At 46.5% G+C, this 19,627-nt stretch carries 20 protein-coding genes and 1 other annotated feature (1 of these 21 cut by a window edge); of the genes, 3 read left to right on the top strand and 17 right to left on the bottom strand.

The genetic code is table 11. From position 1 onward, the window contains the following. Positions 1-178: a binding site (T-box leader), on the bottom strand; it reaches 85 nt to the left of the window's first position. Positions 179-263: 85 nt separating this feature from the next. The 3 genes from ACQRBN_RS14940 to ACQRBN_RS14930 form a co-directional block, all read right to left on the bottom strand. Next, complete coding sequence (locus ACQRBN_RS14940) at positions 264-1,208, bottom strand: AEC family transporter (protein WP_427739825.1); 945 nt, start codon at positions 1,206-1,208, stop codon at positions 264-266. A 24-nt stretch (positions 1,209-1,232) separates the two neighbouring features. Further along, the gene (locus ACQRBN_RS14935; protein WP_427739824.1) at positions 1,233-2,036 is read right to left on the bottom strand and encodes a protein-ADP-ribose hydrolase; all 804 of its coding nucleotides are present in this window, start codon (positions 2,034-2,036) and stop codon (positions 1,233-1,235) included. Positions 2,037-2,156: 120 nt separating this feature from the next. Beyond that, a complete protein-coding gene (locus ACQRBN_RS14930; RefSeq protein WP_427739823.1) occupies positions 2,157-2,654 on the bottom strand; it encodes a DNA-deoxyinosine glycosylase in 498 nt (165 codons plus the stop codon). A gap of 335 nt (positions 2,655-2,989) precedes the next feature. Here ACQRBN_RS14930 and hydE point away from each other — a divergent pair, with 335 nt between their 5' ends. The 3 genes from hydE (at position 2,990) to hydF (ending at position 6,862) form a co-directional block, all read left to right on the top strand. Further along, positions 2,990-4,057 (top strand): [FeFe] hydrogenase H-cluster radical SAM maturase HydE, encoded by a 1,068-nt coding sequence (gene hydE / locus ACQRBN_RS14925; protein ID WP_427739822.1) that lies wholly within the window; start codon positions 2,990-2,992, stop codon positions 4,055-4,057. 49 nt (positions 4,058-4,106) lie between these two features. Next, on the top strand, positions 4,107-5,528 hold the full coding sequence (gene hydG / locus ACQRBN_RS14920; protein WP_427739821.1) for a [FeFe] hydrogenase H-cluster radical SAM maturase HydG: 1,422 nt from the start codon (positions 4,107-4,109) through the stop codon (positions 5,526-5,528). A gap of 104 nt (positions 5,529-5,632) precedes the next feature. Next, positions 5,633-6,862 (top strand): [FeFe] hydrogenase H-cluster maturation GTPase HydF, encoded by a 1,230-nt coding sequence (hydF, locus tag ACQRBN_RS14915; RefSeq protein ID WP_427739820.1) that lies wholly within the window; start codon positions 5,633-5,635, stop codon positions 6,860-6,862. An 82-nt stretch (positions 6,863-6,944) separates the two neighbouring features. Here hydF and ACQRBN_RS14910 read toward each other — a convergent pair whose 3' ends face one another. The 14 genes from ACQRBN_RS14910 to ACQRBN_RS14845 form a co-directional block, all read right to left on the bottom strand. Continuing rightward, positions 6,945-7,670, bottom strand: coding sequence for an NAD-dependent protein deacylase (locus ACQRBN_RS14910; protein ID WP_427739818.1), 726 nt, complete (start codon positions 7,668-7,670; stop codon positions 6,945-6,947). 53 nt (positions 7,671-7,723) lie between these two features. Further along, a complete protein-coding gene (locus tag ACQRBN_RS14905) occupies positions 7,724-8,380 on the bottom strand; it encodes an HAD family hydrolase (protein ID WP_427739817.1) in 657 nt (218 codons plus the stop codon). Positions 8,381-8,401: 21 nt separating this feature from the next. After that, positions 8,402-8,860, bottom strand: a complete 459-nt coding sequence (locus tag ACQRBN_RS14900) for a MarR family winged helix-turn-helix transcriptional regulator (RefSeq protein ID WP_427739816.1) — start codon at positions 8,858-8,860, stop codon at positions 8,402-8,404. An 81-nt stretch (positions 8,861-8,941) separates the two neighbouring features. After that, a complete protein-coding gene (locus ACQRBN_RS14895) occupies positions 8,942-10,009 on the bottom strand; it encodes an NAD(P)H-dependent flavin oxidoreductase (RefSeq protein ID WP_427739815.1) in 1,068 nt (355 codons plus the stop codon). 10 nt (positions 10,010-10,019) lie between these two features. Further along, entirely contained in the window at positions 10,020-11,792 is a 1,773-nt protein-coding gene (locus ACQRBN_RS14890) for an acetyl-CoA carboxylase carboxyltransferase subunit alpha (protein WP_427739814.1), read from the bottom strand. A gap of 14 nt (positions 11,793-11,806) precedes the next feature. Beyond that, positions 11,807-13,150 (bottom strand): acetyl-CoA carboxylase biotin carboxylase subunit, encoded by a 1,344-nt coding sequence (locus tag ACQRBN_RS14885; protein WP_427739813.1) that lies wholly within the window; start codon positions 13,148-13,150, stop codon positions 11,807-11,809. 9 nt (positions 13,151-13,159) lie between these two features. Then, entirely contained in the window at positions 13,160-13,588 is a 429-nt protein-coding gene (fabZ, locus tag ACQRBN_RS14880) for a 3-hydroxyacyl-ACP dehydratase FabZ (protein WP_427739812.1), read from the bottom strand. Positions 13,589-13,683: 95 nt separating this feature from the next. Further along, the gene (gene accB / locus ACQRBN_RS14875; RefSeq protein WP_427739810.1) at positions 13,684-14,187 is read right to left on the bottom strand and encodes an acetyl-CoA carboxylase biotin carboxyl carrier protein; all 504 of its coding nucleotides are present in this window, start codon (positions 14,185-14,187) and stop codon (positions 13,684-13,686) included. A 78-nt stretch (positions 14,188-14,265) separates the two neighbouring features. Next, positions 14,266-15,504, bottom strand: coding sequence for a beta-ketoacyl-ACP synthase II (gene fabF, locus ACQRBN_RS14870; protein ID WP_427739809.1), 1,239 nt, complete (start codon positions 15,502-15,504; stop codon positions 14,266-14,268). A 96-nt stretch (positions 15,505-15,600) separates the two neighbouring features. Further along, on the bottom strand, positions 15,601-16,350 hold the full coding sequence (gene fabG / locus ACQRBN_RS14865; protein ID WP_427739808.1) for a 3-oxoacyl-[acyl-carrier-protein] reductase: 750 nt from the start codon (positions 16,348-16,350) through the stop codon (positions 15,601-15,603). Beyond that, positions 16,335-17,282 carry an ACP S-malonyltransferase gene (gene fabD, locus ACQRBN_RS14860; protein ID WP_427739807.1) on the bottom strand — a complete coding sequence of 316 codons (948 nt, stop codon included), beginning with the start codon at positions 17,280-17,282 and terminating at the stop codon, positions 16,335-16,337. Before fabD ends, fabG begins: the two co-directional genes overlap by 16 nt. Then, positions 17,275-18,213 carry an enoyl-[acyl-carrier-protein] reductase FabK gene (fabK, locus tag ACQRBN_RS14855; protein ID WP_427739806.1) on the bottom strand — a complete coding sequence of 313 codons (939 nt, stop codon included), beginning with the start codon at positions 18,211-18,213 and terminating at the stop codon, positions 17,275-17,277. The genes fabD and fabK overlap by 8 nt, the downstream gene beginning before the upstream one ends. 20 nt (positions 18,214-18,233) lie before the next feature. Then, complete coding sequence (acpP, locus tag ACQRBN_RS14850; protein WP_427739805.1) at positions 18,234-18,461, bottom strand: acyl carrier protein; 228 nt, start codon at positions 18,459-18,461, stop codon at positions 18,234-18,236. Positions 18,462-18,557: 96 nt separating this feature from the next. After that, entirely contained in the window at positions 18,558-19,541 is a 984-nt protein-coding gene (locus ACQRBN_RS14845) for a beta-ketoacyl-ACP synthase III (protein WP_427739804.1), read from the bottom strand. Positions 19,542-19,627: the final 86 nt, after the last annotated feature.

Genomic DNA, 19,627 nt, shown 5'->3' with positions numbered 1-19,627 from the left:
CGACTCCGGGACAACCTAGCCTTATCACAAGTCACATCTACATATATGTAACTTAAGGTTCAGCCATCCAGCTCCGAAGCTACCTTCCGCATCTCGATTCTTAAGCGCCTTTCAGCCGGTGGGCCGCTCTCTCTGTCAGAATGAACTTATGCGTACTCCTCTTCTTCAATGCCTTTGTTTTTTGAACTATTGAATATAATAGCCATCGGGAGGGGATTTGTCAAGGTAAATGAATGGAATTTCAGAAACTCTTAAGAGTCTCTTTAGATGAATCCCATAGACTTCAAAATATACAGCCACCCTGTCAACGTAAACGCACTGAACAAAGTAGTCAGCATCACAACATTTGATGACAGTATGCCCTCATGTCCCATATTCTTCGCCATCACAAAGCAGCTTACCGTAGTTGCTGAACCAAGCATCACCAGAATCGCTACCAATTCCTCCTCTCGGAAGCCGAATCGCACCGCAATTGGAAGAAAGATGGCACAGAAGCCCACCAGTTTAATGAATGCCGCTGCTACAGAAGGTTTTACTTTGGCAAATGCCTTCTTAATATCGAATGTCGCTCCCATCGCCATCAGCCCCATCGGTGTTGCTACTCCTCCGATGCTGGACACGGTCTTCGCCACAATCGGCGGCATCGGAATCTTAAGCGCTGACCAGATAAGACCTGTCGCAATTCCTATTATAATAGGGTTCGTCACGATTCCTTTCAGTGTCTTCTTGATTACCTTTTTATCCAGCCCGCTCTGTCCCGGCTTAAAAAGAGACAGCACAAGTACAGCCATGATATTGTAAAGCGGAACACTTCCAATGATCATAAGCGGAGCCATTCCCGCTGTTCCGTAGATATTCTGGATGAATGCAATTCCCAGAAGCGCTGCGCTGCTGCGGTAGGACGCCTGGATGAATTCTCCCTGAATTGATTTGTCCTTCCAAAAGAATGATAGAGCGGATGATATGGCAATGCTTATGATCGTTGCTCCAAAACAGAACAGCACAAACTTCATATTCCATACCTGACTGAAATCCACCGTCGCCAGGTCACTAAACACTAATACTGGCAAAGGAACAGTGAAGACGAATCTGTTCATCTTGGATGCGAATACATCGTCGATCCATCCAATTTTCCTGAAGAGAAGTCCCAGTATCATCATTAGGAAAACCGGGACTGTCGCATTGAGACTGAATATTAGATTCTCCATATATTGCAAACTCCCTTTCTTATCTTACCGGAATAATTTCTTATAGATATTAAAATCCTCTTCCTTGAATACATTGAACACAACCCGTTCAAGTGCCGATGAAGACAGATATCTGTCCACCGTCTCTACTGCTATCTGCGCCGCTAATTTCCCAGGAAAATGGAATTCCCCCGTAGATATACAGCAGAATGCAATCGACTTCAACCCCTTCTTCTCTGCCAATTTCATGCAGTTTAGGTAACATGACTTTAATTCTTCTTTCTGCTTCTCAGTGACTTCCATTCCTACAATCGGTCCTACCGTATGAAGAACATATCTAGCCGGAAGATTATAACCTCTGGTAATCTTCGCCTTTCCGGTTGGCTCTTCATGACCCTGCGCTTCCATCAATTCTGCACATTCATTGCGAAGTTGAATTCCTGCTGCCGAATGTATCGCATTGTCAATACATCCGTGGCACGGCACAAAACATCCCAGCAACTGACTGTTCGCCGCATTGACGATGGCATCCACAGAAAGCCTTGTAATATCTCCGCGCCAAAGAGAGATCTTATCCACATTTTTAATCGCCACACAAGGATAGATGGCACCGATTACCGGAAGGTCTTCCACACCTACAATTCCTTTTTCTGCCAATTCCTCCTTCAAAAGCGCATCCTGCATCTGCAGGAACTCCTCCGTGGCTCCTCCTGGGAAACGCACATTCATCAGACTTCTTAGGAGTCTTCGTTTCCCCTCATAATTCACCGGCTCCTGCAATGCGGCATAGCCGTAATCCTCATGCTTTAGATAATCTATGAGACTGCTTACTCTTTCTTCTCTTGTCATAGGTGATTCTCCTCTCGTATTTCACTTCACGTTCTATATCTGCCCACCGCATTGGCTGACATCTGTGACTCCGCTCGAATTCCAACGGATATTTATCATCACTATCAGCGTCCTCCGCCGCTATCCCAGATATCTGCGTATTACCTCATATGCAGTATACAGTTCCTCATAAGATACCCGGCAATTCGCAGGACTGGTAGAGGGCAGAGGAATTGCCTCGATTCCTGTACTTGGATAACAGTATTTCTTATATAATTGTGCTGCTTTGGTTCCGGTGGTAAATATCGCTTTTATATCTGCCTTAGAAAGAATCACATCCATATCATTGGGGATTGGATTGCGGATGCTGCTGTCATCTGCACCTTTAATCTCGCATCCGGCCAGAACGTCCCACACTGCGATCTTATTTCTAAGGGCAAATGCTATCTTCTCTTCTCTCGTCTCCGGCAATTCTTCGCCACACACATCAGATACCACTTTCCAGAAACGGTTGCGCGGATGCCCGTAGTAGAATCCAACTTCCCGCGATTTGGGAGACGGCATAGTTCCAAGCATGAGAATCCGGGAATTCTCATCAAAAATTGGAGCGAAATTATGTGTTACGTGTTCTGATTCCATATTTGTTTCCTCCGTAATTGCATTGGTAATATGCATTATAATATAGTATAGCATGACCTTCTGTTTCAAGCGAAATATATTTCGCAAATATTCTGCAATATTCTTTTGTGAAAACATAAACTTTCATTGTGCATGATTTTTCATTATGATATAATTTTCTTAACACGTACTAATCATGAAGGGCAACACCTGAGTGAGAAGGCGGACAGATTCGAAGATTATGAATGGGTAGGGGTGATTTCTACCCTTTTAGGACCTGACGCCATGAGCGTGAGGTCTTTTTTTGTGTCATGGAGACATATTCTTATTCTTTTAGAATCACGAAGGGGTGGTATATGATTAACAGCAATGAATCAAACGGATTAAAAGAACTGATCGATAAATTAAAAGAGGCGCGTTGTCTTTCTAAGGAAGAGTGGACCTGGCTGATTGCCGGGCGGACGCCGGAACTTTCGGAGTATCTGTTCGCATTGGCAAGAGAGGAACGACATCAGTACTACAGGCATGACGTCTATGTGCGGGGACTGATCGAATTCACCAATTATTGCCGCAACGATTGCCTCTATTGCGGCATCCGAAAAAGCAATCAGAATGCCAGCCGCTATCGACTTACAGAAGAAGAGATTCTTTCCTGCTGCCGTATGGGATATGAACTTGGATTTCGTACCTTCGTCCTGCAAGGGGGCGAGGATGCTTATTTTACAGATGATAAAATTGCTCATCTTGTACATTGCATCAAGGATCTGTATCCTGACTGTGCGGTTACTCTCTCTCTCGGAGAACGATCCTATGAAAGTTACAAGCGATTCTTCGATGCCGGAGCAGACCGTTATCTTCTAAGGCACGAGACTTACAATTCTGCGCATTATGCCAAACTGCATCCAGCTTCCTTAAGTGCCGCCAAAAGGCAGCAATGCCTCTGGAATCTGAAAGAAATCGGATATCAGGTGGGAACCGGCTTCATGGTGGGATCACCTTACCAGACACCGGAGAATCTTGCGGAAGATATGTTATTTATCCACGAATTGAATCCGCATATGGTGGGGATTGGACCATTTATCCCACACCACGACACACCATTTGCCGATAAAGCATCGGGGACTTTGGAGCTTACTTTGTTCATGCTGGGACTGATCCGGCTCATGCTTCCGAAAGTCCTGCTGCCTGCCACAACAGCACTGGGAACGATCCATCCAAATGGACGGGAGCAGGGAATTCTTGCCGGGGCGAATGTCGTCATGCCGAACCTGTCACCTACGGCGGTTCGCAAAGATTACTCACTGTATGACAATAAGATCTGCACCGGAGATGAGGCTGCGGAATGCCGAAACTGCCTTGAGCGCCGGATGGAATCCATTGGATACCAGGTGGTTACTGCCAGAGGAGATTCACTAAACGTCTAGAATATTTTAAATAATAATACATACAAAGGAAATATAAGGAGGAACTATTATGTATGATGTAAATTCAAAACATGCTGAGGACTTTATTAATCATGAGGAGATTCTGGAAACACTCGCTTATGCGGATGAGAATAAGAATAATCTGCCACTGATCGAATCCTTAATTGAAAAGGCTGCACTTCGCAAGGGATTGTCTCACCGTGAGGCTTCTGTGCTCCTTGCCTGTGAGGATGAAGAGATGAATCAGAAGATCTTCAAACTGGCAGAGCAGATCAAGAAAGATTTCTACGGAAACCGTATCGTGCTTTTCGCGCCATTATATCTGTCCAACTACTGTATTAATGGATGTACTTACTGTCCATATCACATGAAGAATAAACACATTGCCCGTAAGAAACTGAGTCAGGAAGAGATTAAGCGTGAGGTTATCGCACTTCAGGATATGGGACACAAACGTCTTGCTCTGGAGGCTGGCGAAGATCCGGTTCATAATACCATGGACTATTATCTGGATTCTATCAACACCATTTACAATATCAAGCATAAAAATGGCGCTATCCGCCGTGTCAATATTAATATTGCCGCTACAACTGTGGACAATTACCGTCTGTTAAAAGAAGCAGGAATCGGTACTTACATCCTGTTCCAGGAGACTTACCACAAAGAAAGTTACCTGCAGTTGCATCCAACAGGACCAAAGCATGACTATGATTACCATACAGAAGCAATGGATCGTGCAATGGAAGGCGGCGTAGATGATGTCGGTGTCGGCGTTCTCTTTGGTCTGGACAAATACCGTTATGAATTCGCAGGACTTCTGATGCACGCAGAACATCTGGAGGCTGCTTTCGGTGTTGGTCCGCATACCATCAGCGTACCACGGCTTCGTAATGCGGACGATATCGATGCAAGTTCATTTACCAACGGAATCGATGATGACACGTTTGCTAAGATCGTAGCCTGTATCCGAATCGCCGTACCTTATACCGGCATGATTATCTCTACCCGTGAGAGCCAGAAAGTTCGTGAGCGTGTACTGCATCTTGGCATCTCCCAGATCAGTGGAGGTTCCAGAACAAGCGTCGGCGGATACTGCGAGCCGGAACCGGAAGATGAGAAATCCGAACAGTTCGACGTTATCGACAATCGTACTCTGGACGAAGTAGTACATTGGCTGATGGAGATGGATTATATTCCAAGTTTCTGTACCGCATGTTACCGCGAAGGCAGAACAGGCGACAGATTCATGTCCCTGTGCAAGAGCGGCCAGATCCAGAACTGCTGCCATCCGAATGCACTGATGACATTGGAAGAGTACCTGATGGATTATGCGTCACCTGCTACGAAGGCACTTGGCGATAAACTGATCGATAAAGAAGTGCTGAACGTGCCGAATGAAAAGGCACGGGCAGTTGTGCTGGAGAATCTGAAGTTGATCCGCGAGAATAACCGGAGGGATTTCCGATTCTAAACCAATTGGGGACGGGGGTTTTTTCAATTTCCCCCGTCCCCAATTGAATTTGCCCTGTCCCTTTTTGAAATTACCCTGTCCCTTTTTGACTAAGGAGGTCTAATATGAGTTTAAACAATACCCCATCTGCTGAACGTGTACACATTGGAATCTTCGGAAAACGTAACGCTGGAAAGTCCAGTGTCATTAATGCCCTGACCGGGCAGAGCCTTGCAATCGTATCGGACGTGAAAGGAACTACCACCGATCCGGTACTAAAGGCTATGGAACTTCTTCCACTTGGTCCGGTTGTTATGATTGACACCCCCGGACTTGACGATGAAGGTGATCTTGGCGCGCTGCGTATTCAAAAAGCCTATCAAATACTGAATAAAACGGATATTGCGCTTCTGGTTGTAGACGGCATCGTAGGCATGACAAAGGAAGATCATGCCATCCTGAATCGCATTAAAGCAAAGTCCATTCCCTATGTAATCGTTATGAATAAGGCTGATCTGGCTGACAAAAACATGGATTCCGCCCTATGCAGCAACACCGGCAGTAGTTCCGAAAGCCTCTCAACAGACAACATCATATGGGTCAGCGCTACCGATCATACAAATATCCATGAACTAAAAGAATTCATTGCCACCCTCGTCCCGACTGAGGATACGAGGCTTCGAATCGTGGGTGATTTGATTCAGCCGTCTGATTTCGTAGTCCTGGTCATCCCAATTGACAAAGCCGCACCAAAAGGACGACTGATTCTTCCACAGCAGCAAACTATCCGTGATATTCTGGAAGCAGGCGCAATCTCTGTTGTCACACGCAACACAGAATTAAAAGCAACCCTGGCATCTATTGGAAAGAAGCCCTCACTTGTTATTACCGACAGCCAGGCTTTTGAACAGGTGGCGGCTGATGTTCCGCAAGATATCGCCCTTACCTCGTTCTCGATTCTATTTGCAAGATATAAAGGGAATCTAAAATCTGTGGTAAATGGAGCGAAAGCCCTGGATTCTCTGGAAGATGGCGATACCATACTGATATCCGAAGGCTGCACCCATCATCGTCAATGTGAAGATATCGGCACAGTAAAACTGCCAAACTGGATTCGGAAACATACTGGTAAATCATTGAATTTTGAATTTACCAGTGGTACGGAGTTCCCTATGGATCTTAAGAAATATAAGTTAATTATACACTGTGGCGGCTGTACGCTGAATGAACGCGAGATGAAATACCGACTGAAGTGCGCTGAGGATGCAGGAGTGCCGATGACCAATTACGGCACTGCCATCGCTTATATGAAAGGAATATTAGAACGCAGCATCGAGATATTCCCCTCATTGTAAAAAGGGGACACCCCTAATTGAAAAAGGGACACCCCAAAATTAATTTGGGACGGGGGAAATTGAAAAAACCCCCGTCCCCTCCTTATACTGTAATCTGCTCCATTACCTGTCCGATTGGTGCCGCGATAGTAAGTTCTGCTCCAACTTCTCTGGCTGCCTGACTCTTATTAATCACCACCAGATGTTTCCCCCGGAAGTAATCAATGAATCCTGCCGCCGGATATACTACCAGCGAAGTTCCTCCGATAATCAGTGTATCCGCCTCACTAATTGCCCGAATGCTTCTCTCGATGATGGAGGAATCCAATCCTTCCTCATACAATACCACATCCGGCTTAATCGTTCCGCCGCAGGAACATCTTGGAATTCCTTGTGAATTCTTAACATAAGCTGCGTCGTAGAACTCATGGCATCTCTGGCAGTAATTACGGTGAATGCTGCCATGCAGTTCTAATACATTCTTACTTCCTGCTGCCTGATGAAGCCCATCAATGTTCTGGGTAATCACAGCGGACAACTTTCCTGCCGCTTCTAACTCAGCCAGTTTCAGATGTGCCGGATTCGGTCTAGCATCTAAGAACATCATCTTCTCTTTATAGAATTCATAAAATGCTTCTGTATTCCGCACAAAGAAACTATGGCTTACAATCTGTTCCGGGGAATACTTATACTTCTGCTGATACAGACCATCTGCACTTCGAAAATCCGGGATATTACTCTCGGTGGACACTCCTGCCCCGCCAAAGAATACGATATTGCTGCTGTCATCAATGATACTCTGTAACTTTTTTACTTCCTCTCCATACATGGCATTCCCTCCTTATCTGTCAGAAGCCTCACACTCCTGACAAGCCATTTCTGCTAAGAATTCATCTTTTTTATCCACTCAATCACGTCAAGCAGACTCTCCATCTCTGCCGTAATCCCTTCTTTTACCTTCTCCGGCACGATCACCACATCCGGAATATGAATAATATAACCTCCGGATGCCTTTCCCGCCTTCACGCCTGCAACACTGTCTTCCAGCACCAGGCACTCCTCAATTGGGATCTGCATCTCTTCCGCCGCTTTCAGGAATATATCCGGGTGAGGCTTGCTCCTCTTTACCATATCTCCGTAGGCAAATGTATCAAAATACTCATAGACTCCTGCTTTCCTTAGCATCGTATTCGCCAGATTACGCTCCGTAGATGTTGCTACCGCCATACGGATTCCATGCTCTTTCAGGTAATCCAGCAATTCGATAAGTCCTTTCTTAATTGGGACACCTTTTTCTTCTATATATTTGTAATGCAGTTTGACCTTCAGATCTCTGCAATACTCATATGCAAACCTCGCACCATAATGCCCCAGGAATGCCTCGCGGATCGCTTCCCCATTCTTACCGCGAAAACTATTCAGGAATTCCTCCGGAATATCCTCTCCTACTCCATACCCAGCCTGTTTCCAGAAAACGGAGGCAAGCCTCTCTGTGTCAAACATCAAGCCGTCCATATCAAATATCACGCCTTTTACCATAGTTATGACTCCTTTTCCTCACTATACCTTGTCGCTTGTCGCGCTATATCCGGTAAAGAACTCTGATAATGCATCTAAAGTCTTCACCAATACCGGTATCTCTGTCTCGTCCAGCTTATCCAGTATCGCCTGTGTCATCTGCCTGTGATAATCTTCGTGATGCTTATAGGCTTTGATCCCCTTCGTAGTCAATTTCACATATACCACTCTGCGGTCTTCTTCGCTTCTGCGGCGCTCGACATACTTCTTATTCACCAGGCTGTTCATAGCCGTCGTAAGGGAGCCGACTGTAATATTTAATTTTTTGGCAATCGAAGACATATTCCTTCCGTCACCTAATCCTACTGCTTCGATCACATGCATATCATTATTCGTGAGATCCTTGAACTCCTCCGTAATAATGGCTTTCTCTTCCAGTTCCCAGATCTCATTGATCAGGTTCACCAGAATATTATTGATTGTTATATATGCATCTTCCATTGCATGTTTCCCCTTCGTCTGGCTGCTCTCCTATGACTGCTATTATCTTGCTGTCCTCATCCAGATATCCTCTGATATCTATTATACCCTCTCTGGTATCAGAGAATCAATAACTTCTTTCACCGTTTCCAGATGATCTGCTTTATATGCATAGGCTCCGCAAAATAGCAGCGCCTCATCAACTTCGCCCTTCGCCGCATGAATCAGCGCATCGGTGATACAATAGGGAATTTCTTTCGGATTACACTTTTGAAGGCATCGGTGGCAAGGGCTGTGCGGTATCTGTTCACCATTCATGACCCTTTTCATAAACGGATTCAGAATTGCACGCCCTGGCATCCCTACCGGGCTTTTCACAATCACGATGTCGTCTTCATGTGCCCGAAGGTAAGCCTCCTTGTAACGGATATCCGCATCACATTCTTCGGTCGTCACGAATCTGGTTGCCACCTGTATCGCATCTACTCCCAGGGAAAATGCGTGCCTTGCCTGTGTCTGATTCTCAATTCCACCCGCAAGTGCTACGGGGATCTTGCACAGATAAAGTTCTTCGTACTTTCTAACTGTACCTAGAATTCTTCTAACTTCCTGATCATACACTTCCTGATTGTATGTCTGTAACTGCTCTTGTGTAAAACCAAGATGTCCTCCGGCATTCGGTCCTTCGATAACGAGCAGATCCGGCATTCTGTGATATTTTTTATCCCAGTACTTTAATATGACTCTCGCAGATTTATCCGTAGAGACAATCGGCGCAAGTTTTACCTCTGCCCCCTCTGCAATCTTCGGCAATTCCATCGGAAGCCCTGCACCCGATATGATAATATCCGCTCCAGCATCAATCGCCGCACGTACATACTCCTCATAGTCCCGCATTGCTACCATGATATTGAACCCGATGATTCCATCCAGCGCAATGGCTCTCGCTTTCAGATATTCTTTTTTTATGGCTCTTAGATTCGCCTGCTTCGTATTCCTATCAAAATCAGGCTCTAAGAAACCAATCTGGGCGGCAGAGATGATCCCTATGCCGCCCTCTTTTGCAACTGCGCCCGCAAGACTGCCAAGGCTGATTCCGATACCCATTCCGCCTTGTATGACCGGAATTGCTGCTTCCATGTTGCCCATTTTTAATGGTTTTACATTCATATATATTCTCCTACATCTTACGGAATCTGTCATATCTGTGTTCCAAACGTTCTTCCACAGACATCCGCCCGTAATGAATCAAAAATCTTTCCATTTCATTTTCCAAAGCATAGGTTACTTCCTTCAGATTCTGCACCGTATAATGGGACGGCTCCGGAAATACCTTCTCCACAATCCCCATATGCTTAAGGTCGCTTGCGGTCAGTTTCATTACACTTGCCGCTTCCCTGGCTCTTGTGCTGTCTTTCCAGAGAATACTGGCAAAACCTTCCGGCGACAAGATAGAATAGATGGAATTCTCAAGCATCCATACTTCATCCGCTGTCGCCATTGCAAGAGCACCGCCGCTGCCACCTTCCCCGATAACAATGGACAGCACCGGAACCTTTAGTCCCGACATCTCATAGATATTTCTGGCAATGGCTTCGCCCTGTCCCCGCTCCTCTGCTTCTAATCCACAGAACGCTCCCGGCGTATCCACCAGACATATGACCGGTCGGTTGTATTTCTCAGCCTGCTTCATCAGCCTTAATGCTTTGCGGTAGCCGTCAGGCGATGGCATGCCGAAGTTCCTCTCGATATTCTCCTTGGTATTCGTTCCTTTTGCCTGTGCAATCACTGTTACCGGCATACTATGGAATCTAGCGACACCGCCGATAATCGCTTTATCATCTGCAAAACATCTGTCCCCGTGGAATTCTATGAAATCTGTAAATAGCGTTCGGATGTAATCACTGCCTACCGGACGGTCATTCATCCTTGATAACTGCACGCGGTCCCAGGCTTCGGCTAATCTGTTGTGAACTCCGGGCTCTTTGCTGCCTGCGGACTCAGATTGGACTTCCGTTTTTTCTGAATCTTCTGATGTTCGGATTGCTTCTTCGATTGCTTCTTCGATTGCTTCTTCGATTGCTTCTCTGTCAGCCTTCTCATGCAGCAGCAGAATCTGAGATAATGTCTCTTTTAACTGCGGACGTTCTACAATTCCATCAAGGAATCCATGTTCCAGAAGGAATTCTGAACGTTGGAAACCTTTCGGCAGTTTCTGACCGATGGTCTGTTCAATAACCCTTGGTCCTGCGAATCCAATCAGTGCTTTCGGCTCTGCCAGAATCACGTCTCCAAGCATTGCAAAACTCGCCGTCACTCCTCCTGTAGTCGGGTCAGTCAGAACACTGATATAGAGAAGCCCTGCATCACTATGGCGTTTTAAAGCTGCAGAGGTCTTCGCCATCTGCATAAGAGATACGATTCCTTCCTGCATCCTTGCACCGCCGGAACAGGCGAATATGATAACCGGGAGTTTCTCTTTGGTTGCCCGTTCAACGGCTCTTGTGATCTTCTCGCCTACCACTTCGCCCATGCTTGCCATCAGGAAACGACCGTCACATACGCCTAAGACCACTTCTGTCCCATCGATACATGCCTTTCCGGTAATGACCGCCTCTTCCAGTCCTGTCTTCTCCCGAAGTGTCTGCAGTTTCTCTTCATATCCTTTATATTCCAGCGGATTGATAGTCGCAAGCCCTTGATCCCACTCTTCAAACGTACCTTCATCCGCTACCATCTCAACACGACGGTATGCATGTACGCGGAAATATCCTCCGCATTTCGGGCAGATATAGTAGTTGTTTTTTACCTCTTCCGTAATGATCGCTCCACCGCATTTGTTACATTTGCGAAGAAGACCTTCCGGTACTTCCGGCTTAGAAGGACTTATGGATATATAGCCTTTTCTTCCAGAAGCAAGTCTGGTCTTTTTAAACATGTTATCTAATTTCATAGAACTTCACCTTTCTAATGCGCATCGTGTTCTGCAATAAATTCTATATCGATATTTCCGGCAATATAGTCAGGATGATTCAATATCTCATATTGATAGTCCACGTTGGTATCGATTCCCTCGATAATCACTTCTCCCAGCGCACTTTGCATCTTGTGGATTGCCTCGTCCCGATTCTTCGCCCACACAATCATCTTCGCTATCATAGAGTCATAATATGGCGGTATCGTGTAACCGCTGTAGATTGCCGAGTCAATCCGGATTCCCTTGCCGCCCGGCAGATACATATCGGTAATCGTTCCCGGAGACGGACGGAATCCCTTTTCCGGGTTCTCCGCATTGATCCGGCATTCGATTGCATGACCGGTCAGATGCACGTCTTTCTGTGTATAAGAAAGTTTTCTGCCAGACGCGATACGAATCTGCTCCTTAATTAAGTCTATCCCAGTTACCCATTCTGTAACCGGATGCTCTACCTGAATTCGGGTATTCATTTCCATAAAATAAAAGTTCCCACTTTTCTCCAGAAGGAATTCTATGGTTCCGGCATTCTCATACCTGGCTGCTTTGGCTGCTTTTACCGCCGCTTCTCCCATGCGGGCGCGCAATTCATCTGACAGCGCAATGGATGGGGACTCTTCAATCATCTTCTGATGATTTCTCTGGATCGAGCAGTCACGTTCCCCCAGATGGATGACATTTCCATAATGGTCCGCCAGAATCTGGAACTCAATATGCCTTGGGCGTTGTACGAAATGCTCGATATACATGGTATTGTCACCGAATGCCATCTGCGTCTCTTTCTGTGCTGTCTGAAAACTCTGCTCGAATTCCTCCGGCATATTGGCAACACGCATCCCTTTGCCTCCGCCGCCAAGGGCAGCTTTCACGATAACAGGATAACCGATCTCTTCTGCGATAGCGGCTCCCGTCTTCGCATCATAGATAGGTTCGGTACTTCCCGGAATTACCGGAACGCCTGCAGTTATCATGGTATTCCTTGCCTCCTGCTTATTGCCAAGGCTTGCGATTACCTGAGAGGGCGGTCCGATAAATGTAATGTTACACTGCTCACACAGTTCTGCGAATCTGCTATTCTCTGACAGGAACCCGAATCCCGGATGAATGGCATCAGCGCCGGTCACAACTGTGGCACTGATGATACGATCCATACTCAGATAACTTTCACTGGAGGCAGCAGGACCGATACAGACAGCCTCATCTGCTAATTTGGTATGCAGGGCTTCTTTATCCGCCTCAGAATATACTGCAACTGTCTCAATTCCCATCTCTCTGCAGGCACGAATGATACGCACCGCGATCTCGCCCCGGTTCGCGATTAATACTTTCTTAATCATGCAAATCACCTATCCAATCATAAATGTTAATTCTGCACTGACAACCGTTTTACCGTCCACGCTGGCAATTGCTTCTCCAACACCCACCGGACCTTTTTGTTTTACAATCTTCGTTTCCAGACGAACCTTGTCCCCCGGTACAATCTTGCCTTTGAATTTGCACTTATTAATGCCGCCGAAATAGGCAATCTTGCCTCTATTCTCTTCCATGCTTAAGATGGCAACTGCGCCCACCTGCGCCAATGCCTCCACCGTTAATACTCCCGGCATTACCGGCTCCTGCGGAAAATGACCTGCGAAGAACTCTTCACGGTAGGATACACACTTGTATCCTATGGCATATTGACCTGGTTCGTAGTCTTCAATGTAGTCAATAAGCAAGAAAGGATGGCGGTGGGGGATGATTTCTTTGATCTGGCTAATATCTAAACGTCTCATAATTTTCTCCTTTTGGGGACGTAGTAAAATGCACTTTTACTACGTCCCAAACTAACAAATATGGTGTACCCAATTGACATATGACCTGTACCCAACTAACGAATCCGAAAGAGTGGCTGACCATATTCTACAGCCTGACCATTCTCTGCCAGAATCTCTGATACGATTCCATCGTATTCGCTCTCAATCTCGTTCATAAGTTTCATGGCTTCGATAATCGCCAGTGTCTGTCCTTTCTTCACCGTATCGCCAACGGATACGAAGGGAGCGGCATCTTCGGATGGTGCTGCGTAGAAGGTTCCTACCAGCGGAGATTCCACTGTCTTGCCGTCTGCTTTCTGCTCTTCCATCTTCGCATCTGCGGCAGGTGTATTCGTTATACCCACATTATCGCCCTGAATTGCAGTCACGCCAGCGACTGTACTTTCCAATGATCCTACTCCCGCAGCAGCTGACATCTGCACTGGCGCGGACACAACCTGAACTTGATCTTTTTTCTTCGTCAGGTGAAGTTTCATTCCATTTTCTTCGTATTTTAATCCGGTCAGTTCGGATGCTGATACGGTTTCTATTAATTTCACAAGATTCTCTAATTCCATGATCGTTCCTCCCTGCAGCATCATCTGCATCATACTGCATTAAAGTATTATTTGCATTGTACTAAGCGACACCGCACATTAACCCTCATACTTCTTCAACAATAATGTTGCGTTATGTCCGCCGAATCCAAGAGAATTGGTCAGAACGTATCTGACATCTTTTTCCACCGGTGCGCCAATTGCATAGTCCAGATCACATTCCTCATCCGGGGTCTCTGTTCCTACGGTCTGATGGATGAATCCTTCCTGAATGGTCTTAACACATGTAATGAATTCCACGCCGCCAGCAGCTCCTAGCAAATGTCCAATCATGGATTTGGTCGAATTAATCACCACACCTCTGGCTGCTTCCCCGAATGCCAGTTTGATGGCCCTCGTCTCAAACAAATCATTGTGATGTGTACTGGTTCCATGTGCATTGATATAATCAATCTGGGAAGGTGCAATCCCTCCTTCTTCCATCGCAAGGGTCATTGCCTTCGCCGCACCACTTCCATCTTCTGCCGGAGAGGTGATATGATAGGCATCCCCAGTCACACCATAACCAGCAACTTCCGCATAGATCTTCGCACCTCTCGCTTTCGCATGTTCCAATTCCTCCAGCATGACCACGCCGGCGCCTTCTCCAAGCACGAAGCCATTCCGCTCCTTGTCAAATGGAATCGATGCACGCTTCGGATCATCAGAAGCGGATAAAGCTGTCAAACTTGTAAAACCTGCAACTCCTGTCGGACAGATACAACTTTCGGTTCCACCTGCCAGCATCATATCCGCATCACCATACTGAATCGCACGCAGCGCATCTCCGATACAGTTAGTTCCGGATGCACATGCAGTCACAACATTGGTGCATTTCCCCTTGAATCCTAATTGAATGGAGATATTGCCTGCTGCCATATTGGAAATCATCAACGGCACCATCAAAGGATTCACTCTGCCTGGACCTTTCGTCAATATCTTCTCATACTCGCGCTCCACCGTCTGAAGGCTTCCAATTCCAGAACCAACAATTACGCCCGCTCGGAAAGCATCTTCCTTCTCAATATCCAGCCCTGAATCTTCGTAGGCTTCTTTTGCTGCGGCTACTGCATACTGGGCAAATAATTCCATACGCTTGGCTGCTTTGAAATCCATGCGTTCTTTTGCCACAAAACCCTTGACCTCTGCCGCCAGTTTAACTTTATAATCTGTGGTATCGAATTTGGTAATCTCACCAATCCCAACTTTTCCTTCTTTGATTCCCGCCCAAAACTCTTCTACTGTATTGCCAATGGGCGTTACTGCTCCAAGTCCGGTCACTACAACTCTTCTTTTCATACTTGATATCTCCTGCTGCTATACAATTATTTGCTTATTATTGCCTGATGATCACTGCCACTCTGCATTTATCTGCAATACTTACATCTACAGTCTCTACATCACCATGCCACCATCCACATGCAGCACCTGTCCGGTAATATATTCCGCATCCTCTGAAGCGAGAAATGCAACCACTGCTGCCACCTGCTCTGGTTTTCCGAACTTACCAAGCGGAATCTGTGCCACCGAGGATTCTTTTACTTTCTCCGGCAGCACTTCCGTCATATCCGTCTCAATGAATCCCGGTGCAATTGCATTGACCGTAATTCCTCGGGACGCAAGTTCCCGTGCGGCTGCTTTGGTAAGACCGATCACTCCCGCTTTGGATGCCGCATAGTTCGCCTGACCCGCATTACCAGTAACCCCTACAACAGAAGACATGTTGATCACACGTCCGCTTCTCTGCTTTAACATCTGACGGCTGGCAAAACGGATGGTGTTGAATGCTCCTTTTAGATTCGTATCTACCACTTGGTCAAAATCCGCTTCAGACATCTTCATCAGCAGACCATCTCTGGTGATTCCGGCATTATTTACCAGGATATCAATTCTTCCATATTCCTTGATGATATCCTGTATAAATGTCTCGCATTTCTCGTATTCGGATACATTGCATTGATATATGGATGCTTTTCCTCCTGTCGCTTCAATCTCCTGTTTTACTTCTTCGGCTCTGTCTTTTGAGCCATTATAATTAATAATCACGGCAGCGCCTCTGGATGCCAGTGTCAGTGCAATGGCTCTTCCAATCCCACGGGACGCGCCGGTAACTACTGCTATCTTTCCTTCTAAACTGTTCGACATATTCCACCTGCCATTTTCTTTGAATCAATTACCGCATCCACATCTTCCCAGGCTGCGATATTATAGACCTTCACACTACGGTTAATCTTCTTCATGAATCCTGCCAATGTTCTTCCCGGTCCGATCTCCACGAATGTATCCACGCCTTCCTGTATCAAGTATTCCATACTCTGCATCCAGCGCACCGGAGAACTAATCTGCTCAGTCAGCAATTCTTTCGTCTCATGAATATCTTCCACTTTTTCTGCTGTCACATTGGTCACATACGGTATCTTTAACGGATGAAATTCTGTATGTTCCAACTCTTTTGCCAGTTCCTCTCCGGCCGGCACAAGCAACGGCGAATGGAATGGACCGCTTACATTCAACATCACGGTACGCTTGGCACCTGCTTCTTTTAATCTGACGGCAGCCTCTTCCACCGCATCCTTTTTCCCTGTAATGACAATCTGCCCCGGGCAGTTATAATTTGCAATGGTTACGCCATCAATATCAGTCATTATCTCTTCAATTGCTGATGCATCCATCGCCATCACCGCACACATCGCACCAACACCCGTTGGCACCGTGTTCTGCATCAGGATTCCACGCTTGCGCACCAGGCGGATTGCATCCAAATCATCCATCCCGCCTGCTGCTGCGATAGCGCAATACTCTCCCAGACTTAAACCCGCTGTGATGTCCGGTGTCAGTCCCCGTTCCTTAAGCACTCTTGTCATCGCAAGGCAGGTGGTAACCATGGCTGCCTGTGTATATTCTGTAACGTCAAGTTTCTCATTCTCTTCAAAGCACAGTTCCTTCATATCCAGCCCCAAAGCCTCGCCTGCCTGGTCGAATAGTTTCCTTGCGGTCTCACTCTTTTCATAGAAATCCGCTCCCATTCCAGCCTTCTGGGCGCCCTGTCCCGGATAGATAAATGCAATCTTATTCATAAAAACCCGCTCCTTTTATCAAAGCATCCGTCTCTTTTACCAGTTTGTCGATCAAATCTTTGCAGGACATTCTCTCCTTCACCATACCGGCAATCTGTCCCGCCATGACACTTCCGTTCTTCACATCGCCATCTACCACGGCTCTTCGCAATCCGCCAAGTGTCAGATGCTCTAATTCTTCAAAACTTGCACCCTTATTCTCTAATTCAATGTATTTCCTCGTCATATCATTGCGAAGGGCACGGACCGGATGTCCTGTGGTTCTCCCTGTTACTCTGGAATCAATATCCTTCGCCTTAATAATTCTCTCTTTATAATTATCGTGTACCTGGGATTCGTCTGTTACGACAAAATGTGTTCCCATCTGTACGCCTTTGGCGCCCAGCATAAATGCCGCCGCAATTCCTCTTCCGTCTGCAATGCCACCCGCTGCAATCACAGGGATCTCTACGGCATCCGCAATCTGCGGTACCAGTACCATAGTGGTATTCTCCCCGATGTGGCCTCCTGCCTCGCATCCTTCTGCGACTACAGCATCCGCGCCGCAGCGCTCCATACGTTTTGCCAGGGCAACAGAAGCAACCACCGGGATCACCTTTACTCCCGCTTCTTTCCACATCTTCATGTATTTCTCAGGATTACCCGCTCCGGTTGTTACCACTTTCACGCCTTCTTCTACGATTACCTTCGCCACTTCATCCGCATAAGGACTCATGAGCATAATATTTACGCCAAAAGGCTTATCTGTTAACTTCTTTGCTTCCTGTACCTGGTCTCTTACCCACTCAGCCGGAGCACTTGCTGCTCCAATCAGACCAAGACCGCCTGCATTCGATACAGCGGCTGCCAGATGATACTCTGCAACCCATGCCATACCTCCCTGAATGATTGGATATTCGATTCCTAATAATCTGGTTACTTCTGTCTGCATATAAAAACCCCGCTTCTTCTCTATTCTTTGTGTTCGTTAATATAGTTGATCACATCTCCAACTGTTGCGATCTGCTCCAGATCCTCTGTCGGGATCTCGATTCCGTATTCCTCTTCCAGCGCCATAACTAACTCGAAGAGATCCAGGGAATCTGCTCCAAGATCATCCTTGAAAGAAGAGACTTCCGTAATACTGCCTGCGTCTACTCCTAAATTCTCTGCTACTAATTCTTTGATTTTTTCTAACATGATGTTATTCTCCTTTTATTTTTCATATTCATATATATAAACTGGCAGAAATGCCAATTTATCACTTGCCCGGCTTGATGCCTCATTGCCACTCTATTATTGCCACTCTATCATTGCCGCTCCCCATGTAAGCCCTGCGCCAAATCCTGCCAATACAATCTTCTGACCTGACTTCAGCCGCCCGTCCTTCTTCAACTCATCCAGAAGAATTGGAATACTTGCCGATGATGTATTGCCATATTCCTGCAGGTTCATCGGGAATTTCTCAATCGGCTCATCCAGGCGCTTTGCTACGGCTTCCACAATCCTGCGATTCGCCTGATGCAGGATGTACCAATCAATCTCCTGCTGGCTGATACGGTTGCGTTTCAACACTTCTTTTACAACCTCCGGCACCTTCTTCACCGCGAATTTAAATACTGCCTGACCATCCATCTGCATGAAATATTCTTGATCCAGCATACTCTCAGTCCGAAGTTCTGTTGTCAGACCGTTACAGTCATGCCTGCTCTTGCAGGTAAGTGCTACCCCTTTGGCTCCCTCGGAATGCGTAACCGGCAGATAGAACTTCTGGTCGCTTGCTTTCATGACTGCCGCTCCAGCCCCGTCACCAAATAAGATACAGGTGCCCCGATCCTTCCAGTTGGTCAGGTTCGACAGACTCTCACTTCCGATCACCAGTGCCGTCCGATAAATTCCACATGCCAAATAGGCTGCCGCCGTATTATAAGCAAGCACGAAACCTGTACATGCCGCACTGAGATCGAAACAAGTTGCATTCACCGCTCCCAGTTCTTTTTGCACCTCGCACGCTGCACAGGGGATAATCACATTCGATGATATCGTAGATACCAATATCAGATCTATCTCCTCCGGCGATACGCCTGCATCCCTCAACGCTCTCAGACCGGCTTTGCTCGCCATGGAGACCGTTGTCTCTTCACGGATGATGTGCCGTCTTACTACTCCGGTCCTCTCCTGTATCCACTCGTCACTGGTCTCTACCAGTTTGGCAATATCATTGTTGCCCATGATGTATGACGGTGCGTATGAACCCGTCCCGCATATTATTCCAGTCATATCAATTCCTCTGATTTATTTTGATTCTAAATTATTTTGACTTTCAAAGTATATATCGATATCGCGCATTTGTCAAGTACTTTGAT

The organism is Bariatricus sp. SGI.154 (genome assembly GCF_050313795.1).
Classification (GTDB): domain Bacteria; phylum Bacillota; class Clostridia; order Lachnospirales; family Lachnospiraceae; genus CAMBRQ01.
The sequence above is the reverse complement of the archived record's forward strand: the minus strand, read 5'-3'. Positions and strand labels throughout refer to the sequence as shown.

Coding starts and splice junctions, on each gene's coding strand:
- ACQRBN_RS14940 (WP_427739825.1), bottom strand. CDS start 1,208: ATGGAGAATCTAATATTCAGTCTCAATGCGACAGTCCCGGTTTTCCTA.
- ACQRBN_RS14935 (WP_427739824.1), bottom strand. CDS start 2,036: ATGACAAGAGAAGAAAGAGTAAGCAGTCTCATAGATTATCTAAAGCAT.
- ACQRBN_RS14930 (WP_427739823.1), bottom strand. CDS start 2,654: ATGGAATCAGAACACGTAACACATAATTTCGCTCCAATTTTTGATGAG.
- hydE (WP_427739822.1), top strand. CDS start 2,990: ATGATTAACAGCAATGAATCAAACGGATTAAAAGAACTGATCGATAAA.
- hydG (WP_427739821.1), top strand. CDS start 4,107: ATGTATGATGTAAATTCAAAACATGCTGAGGACTTTATTAATCATGAG.
- hydF (WP_427739820.1), top strand. CDS start 5,633: ATGAGTTTAAACAATACCCCATCTGCTGAACGTGTACACATTGGAATC.
- ACQRBN_RS14910 (WP_427739818.1), bottom strand. CDS start 7,670: ATGTATGGAGAGGAAGTAAAAAAGTTACAGAGTATCATTGATGACAGC.
- ACQRBN_RS14905 (WP_427739817.1), bottom strand. CDS start 8,380: ATGGTAAAAGGCGTGATATTTGATATGGACGGCTTGATGTTTGACACA.
- ACQRBN_RS14900 (WP_427739816.1), bottom strand. CDS start 8,860: ATGGAAGATGCATATATAACAATCAATAATATTCTGGTGAACCTGATC.
- ACQRBN_RS14895 (WP_427739815.1), bottom strand. CDS start 10,009: ATGAATGTAAAACCATTAAAAATGGGCAACATGGAAGCAGCAATTCCG.
- ACQRBN_RS14890 (WP_427739814.1), bottom strand. CDS start 11,792: ATGAAATTAGATAACATGTTTAAAAAGACCAGACTTGCTTCTGGAAGA.
- ACQRBN_RS14885 (WP_427739813.1), bottom strand. CDS start 13,150: ATGATTAAGAAAGTATTAATCGCGAACCGGGGCGAGATCGCGGTGCGT.
- fabZ (WP_427739812.1), bottom strand. CDS start 13,588: ATGAGACGTTTAGATATTAGCCAGATCAAAGAAATCATCCCCCACCGC.
- accB (WP_427739810.1), bottom strand. CDS start 14,187: ATGGAATTAGAGAATCTTGTGAAATTAATAGAAACCGTATCAGCATCC.
- fabF (WP_427739809.1), bottom strand. CDS start 15,504: ATGAAAAGAAGAGTTGTAGTGACCGGACTTGGAGCAGTAACGCCCATT.
- fabG (WP_427739808.1), bottom strand. CDS start 16,350: ATGTCGAACAGTTTAGAAGGAAAGATAGCAGTAGTTACCGGCGCGTCC.
- fabD (WP_427739807.1), bottom strand. CDS start 17,282: ATGAATAAGATTGCATTTATCTATCCGGGACAGGGCGCCCAGAAGGCT.
- fabK (WP_427739806.1), bottom strand. CDS start 18,213: ATGCAGACAGAAGTAACCAGATTATTAGGAATCGAATATCCAATCATT.
- acpP (WP_427739805.1), bottom strand. CDS start 18,461: ATGTTAGAAAAAATCAAAGAATTAGTAGCAGAGAATTTAGGAGTAGAC.
- ACQRBN_RS14845 (WP_427739804.1), bottom strand. CDS start 19,541: ATGACTGGAATAATATGCGGGACGGGTTCATACGCACCGTCATACATC.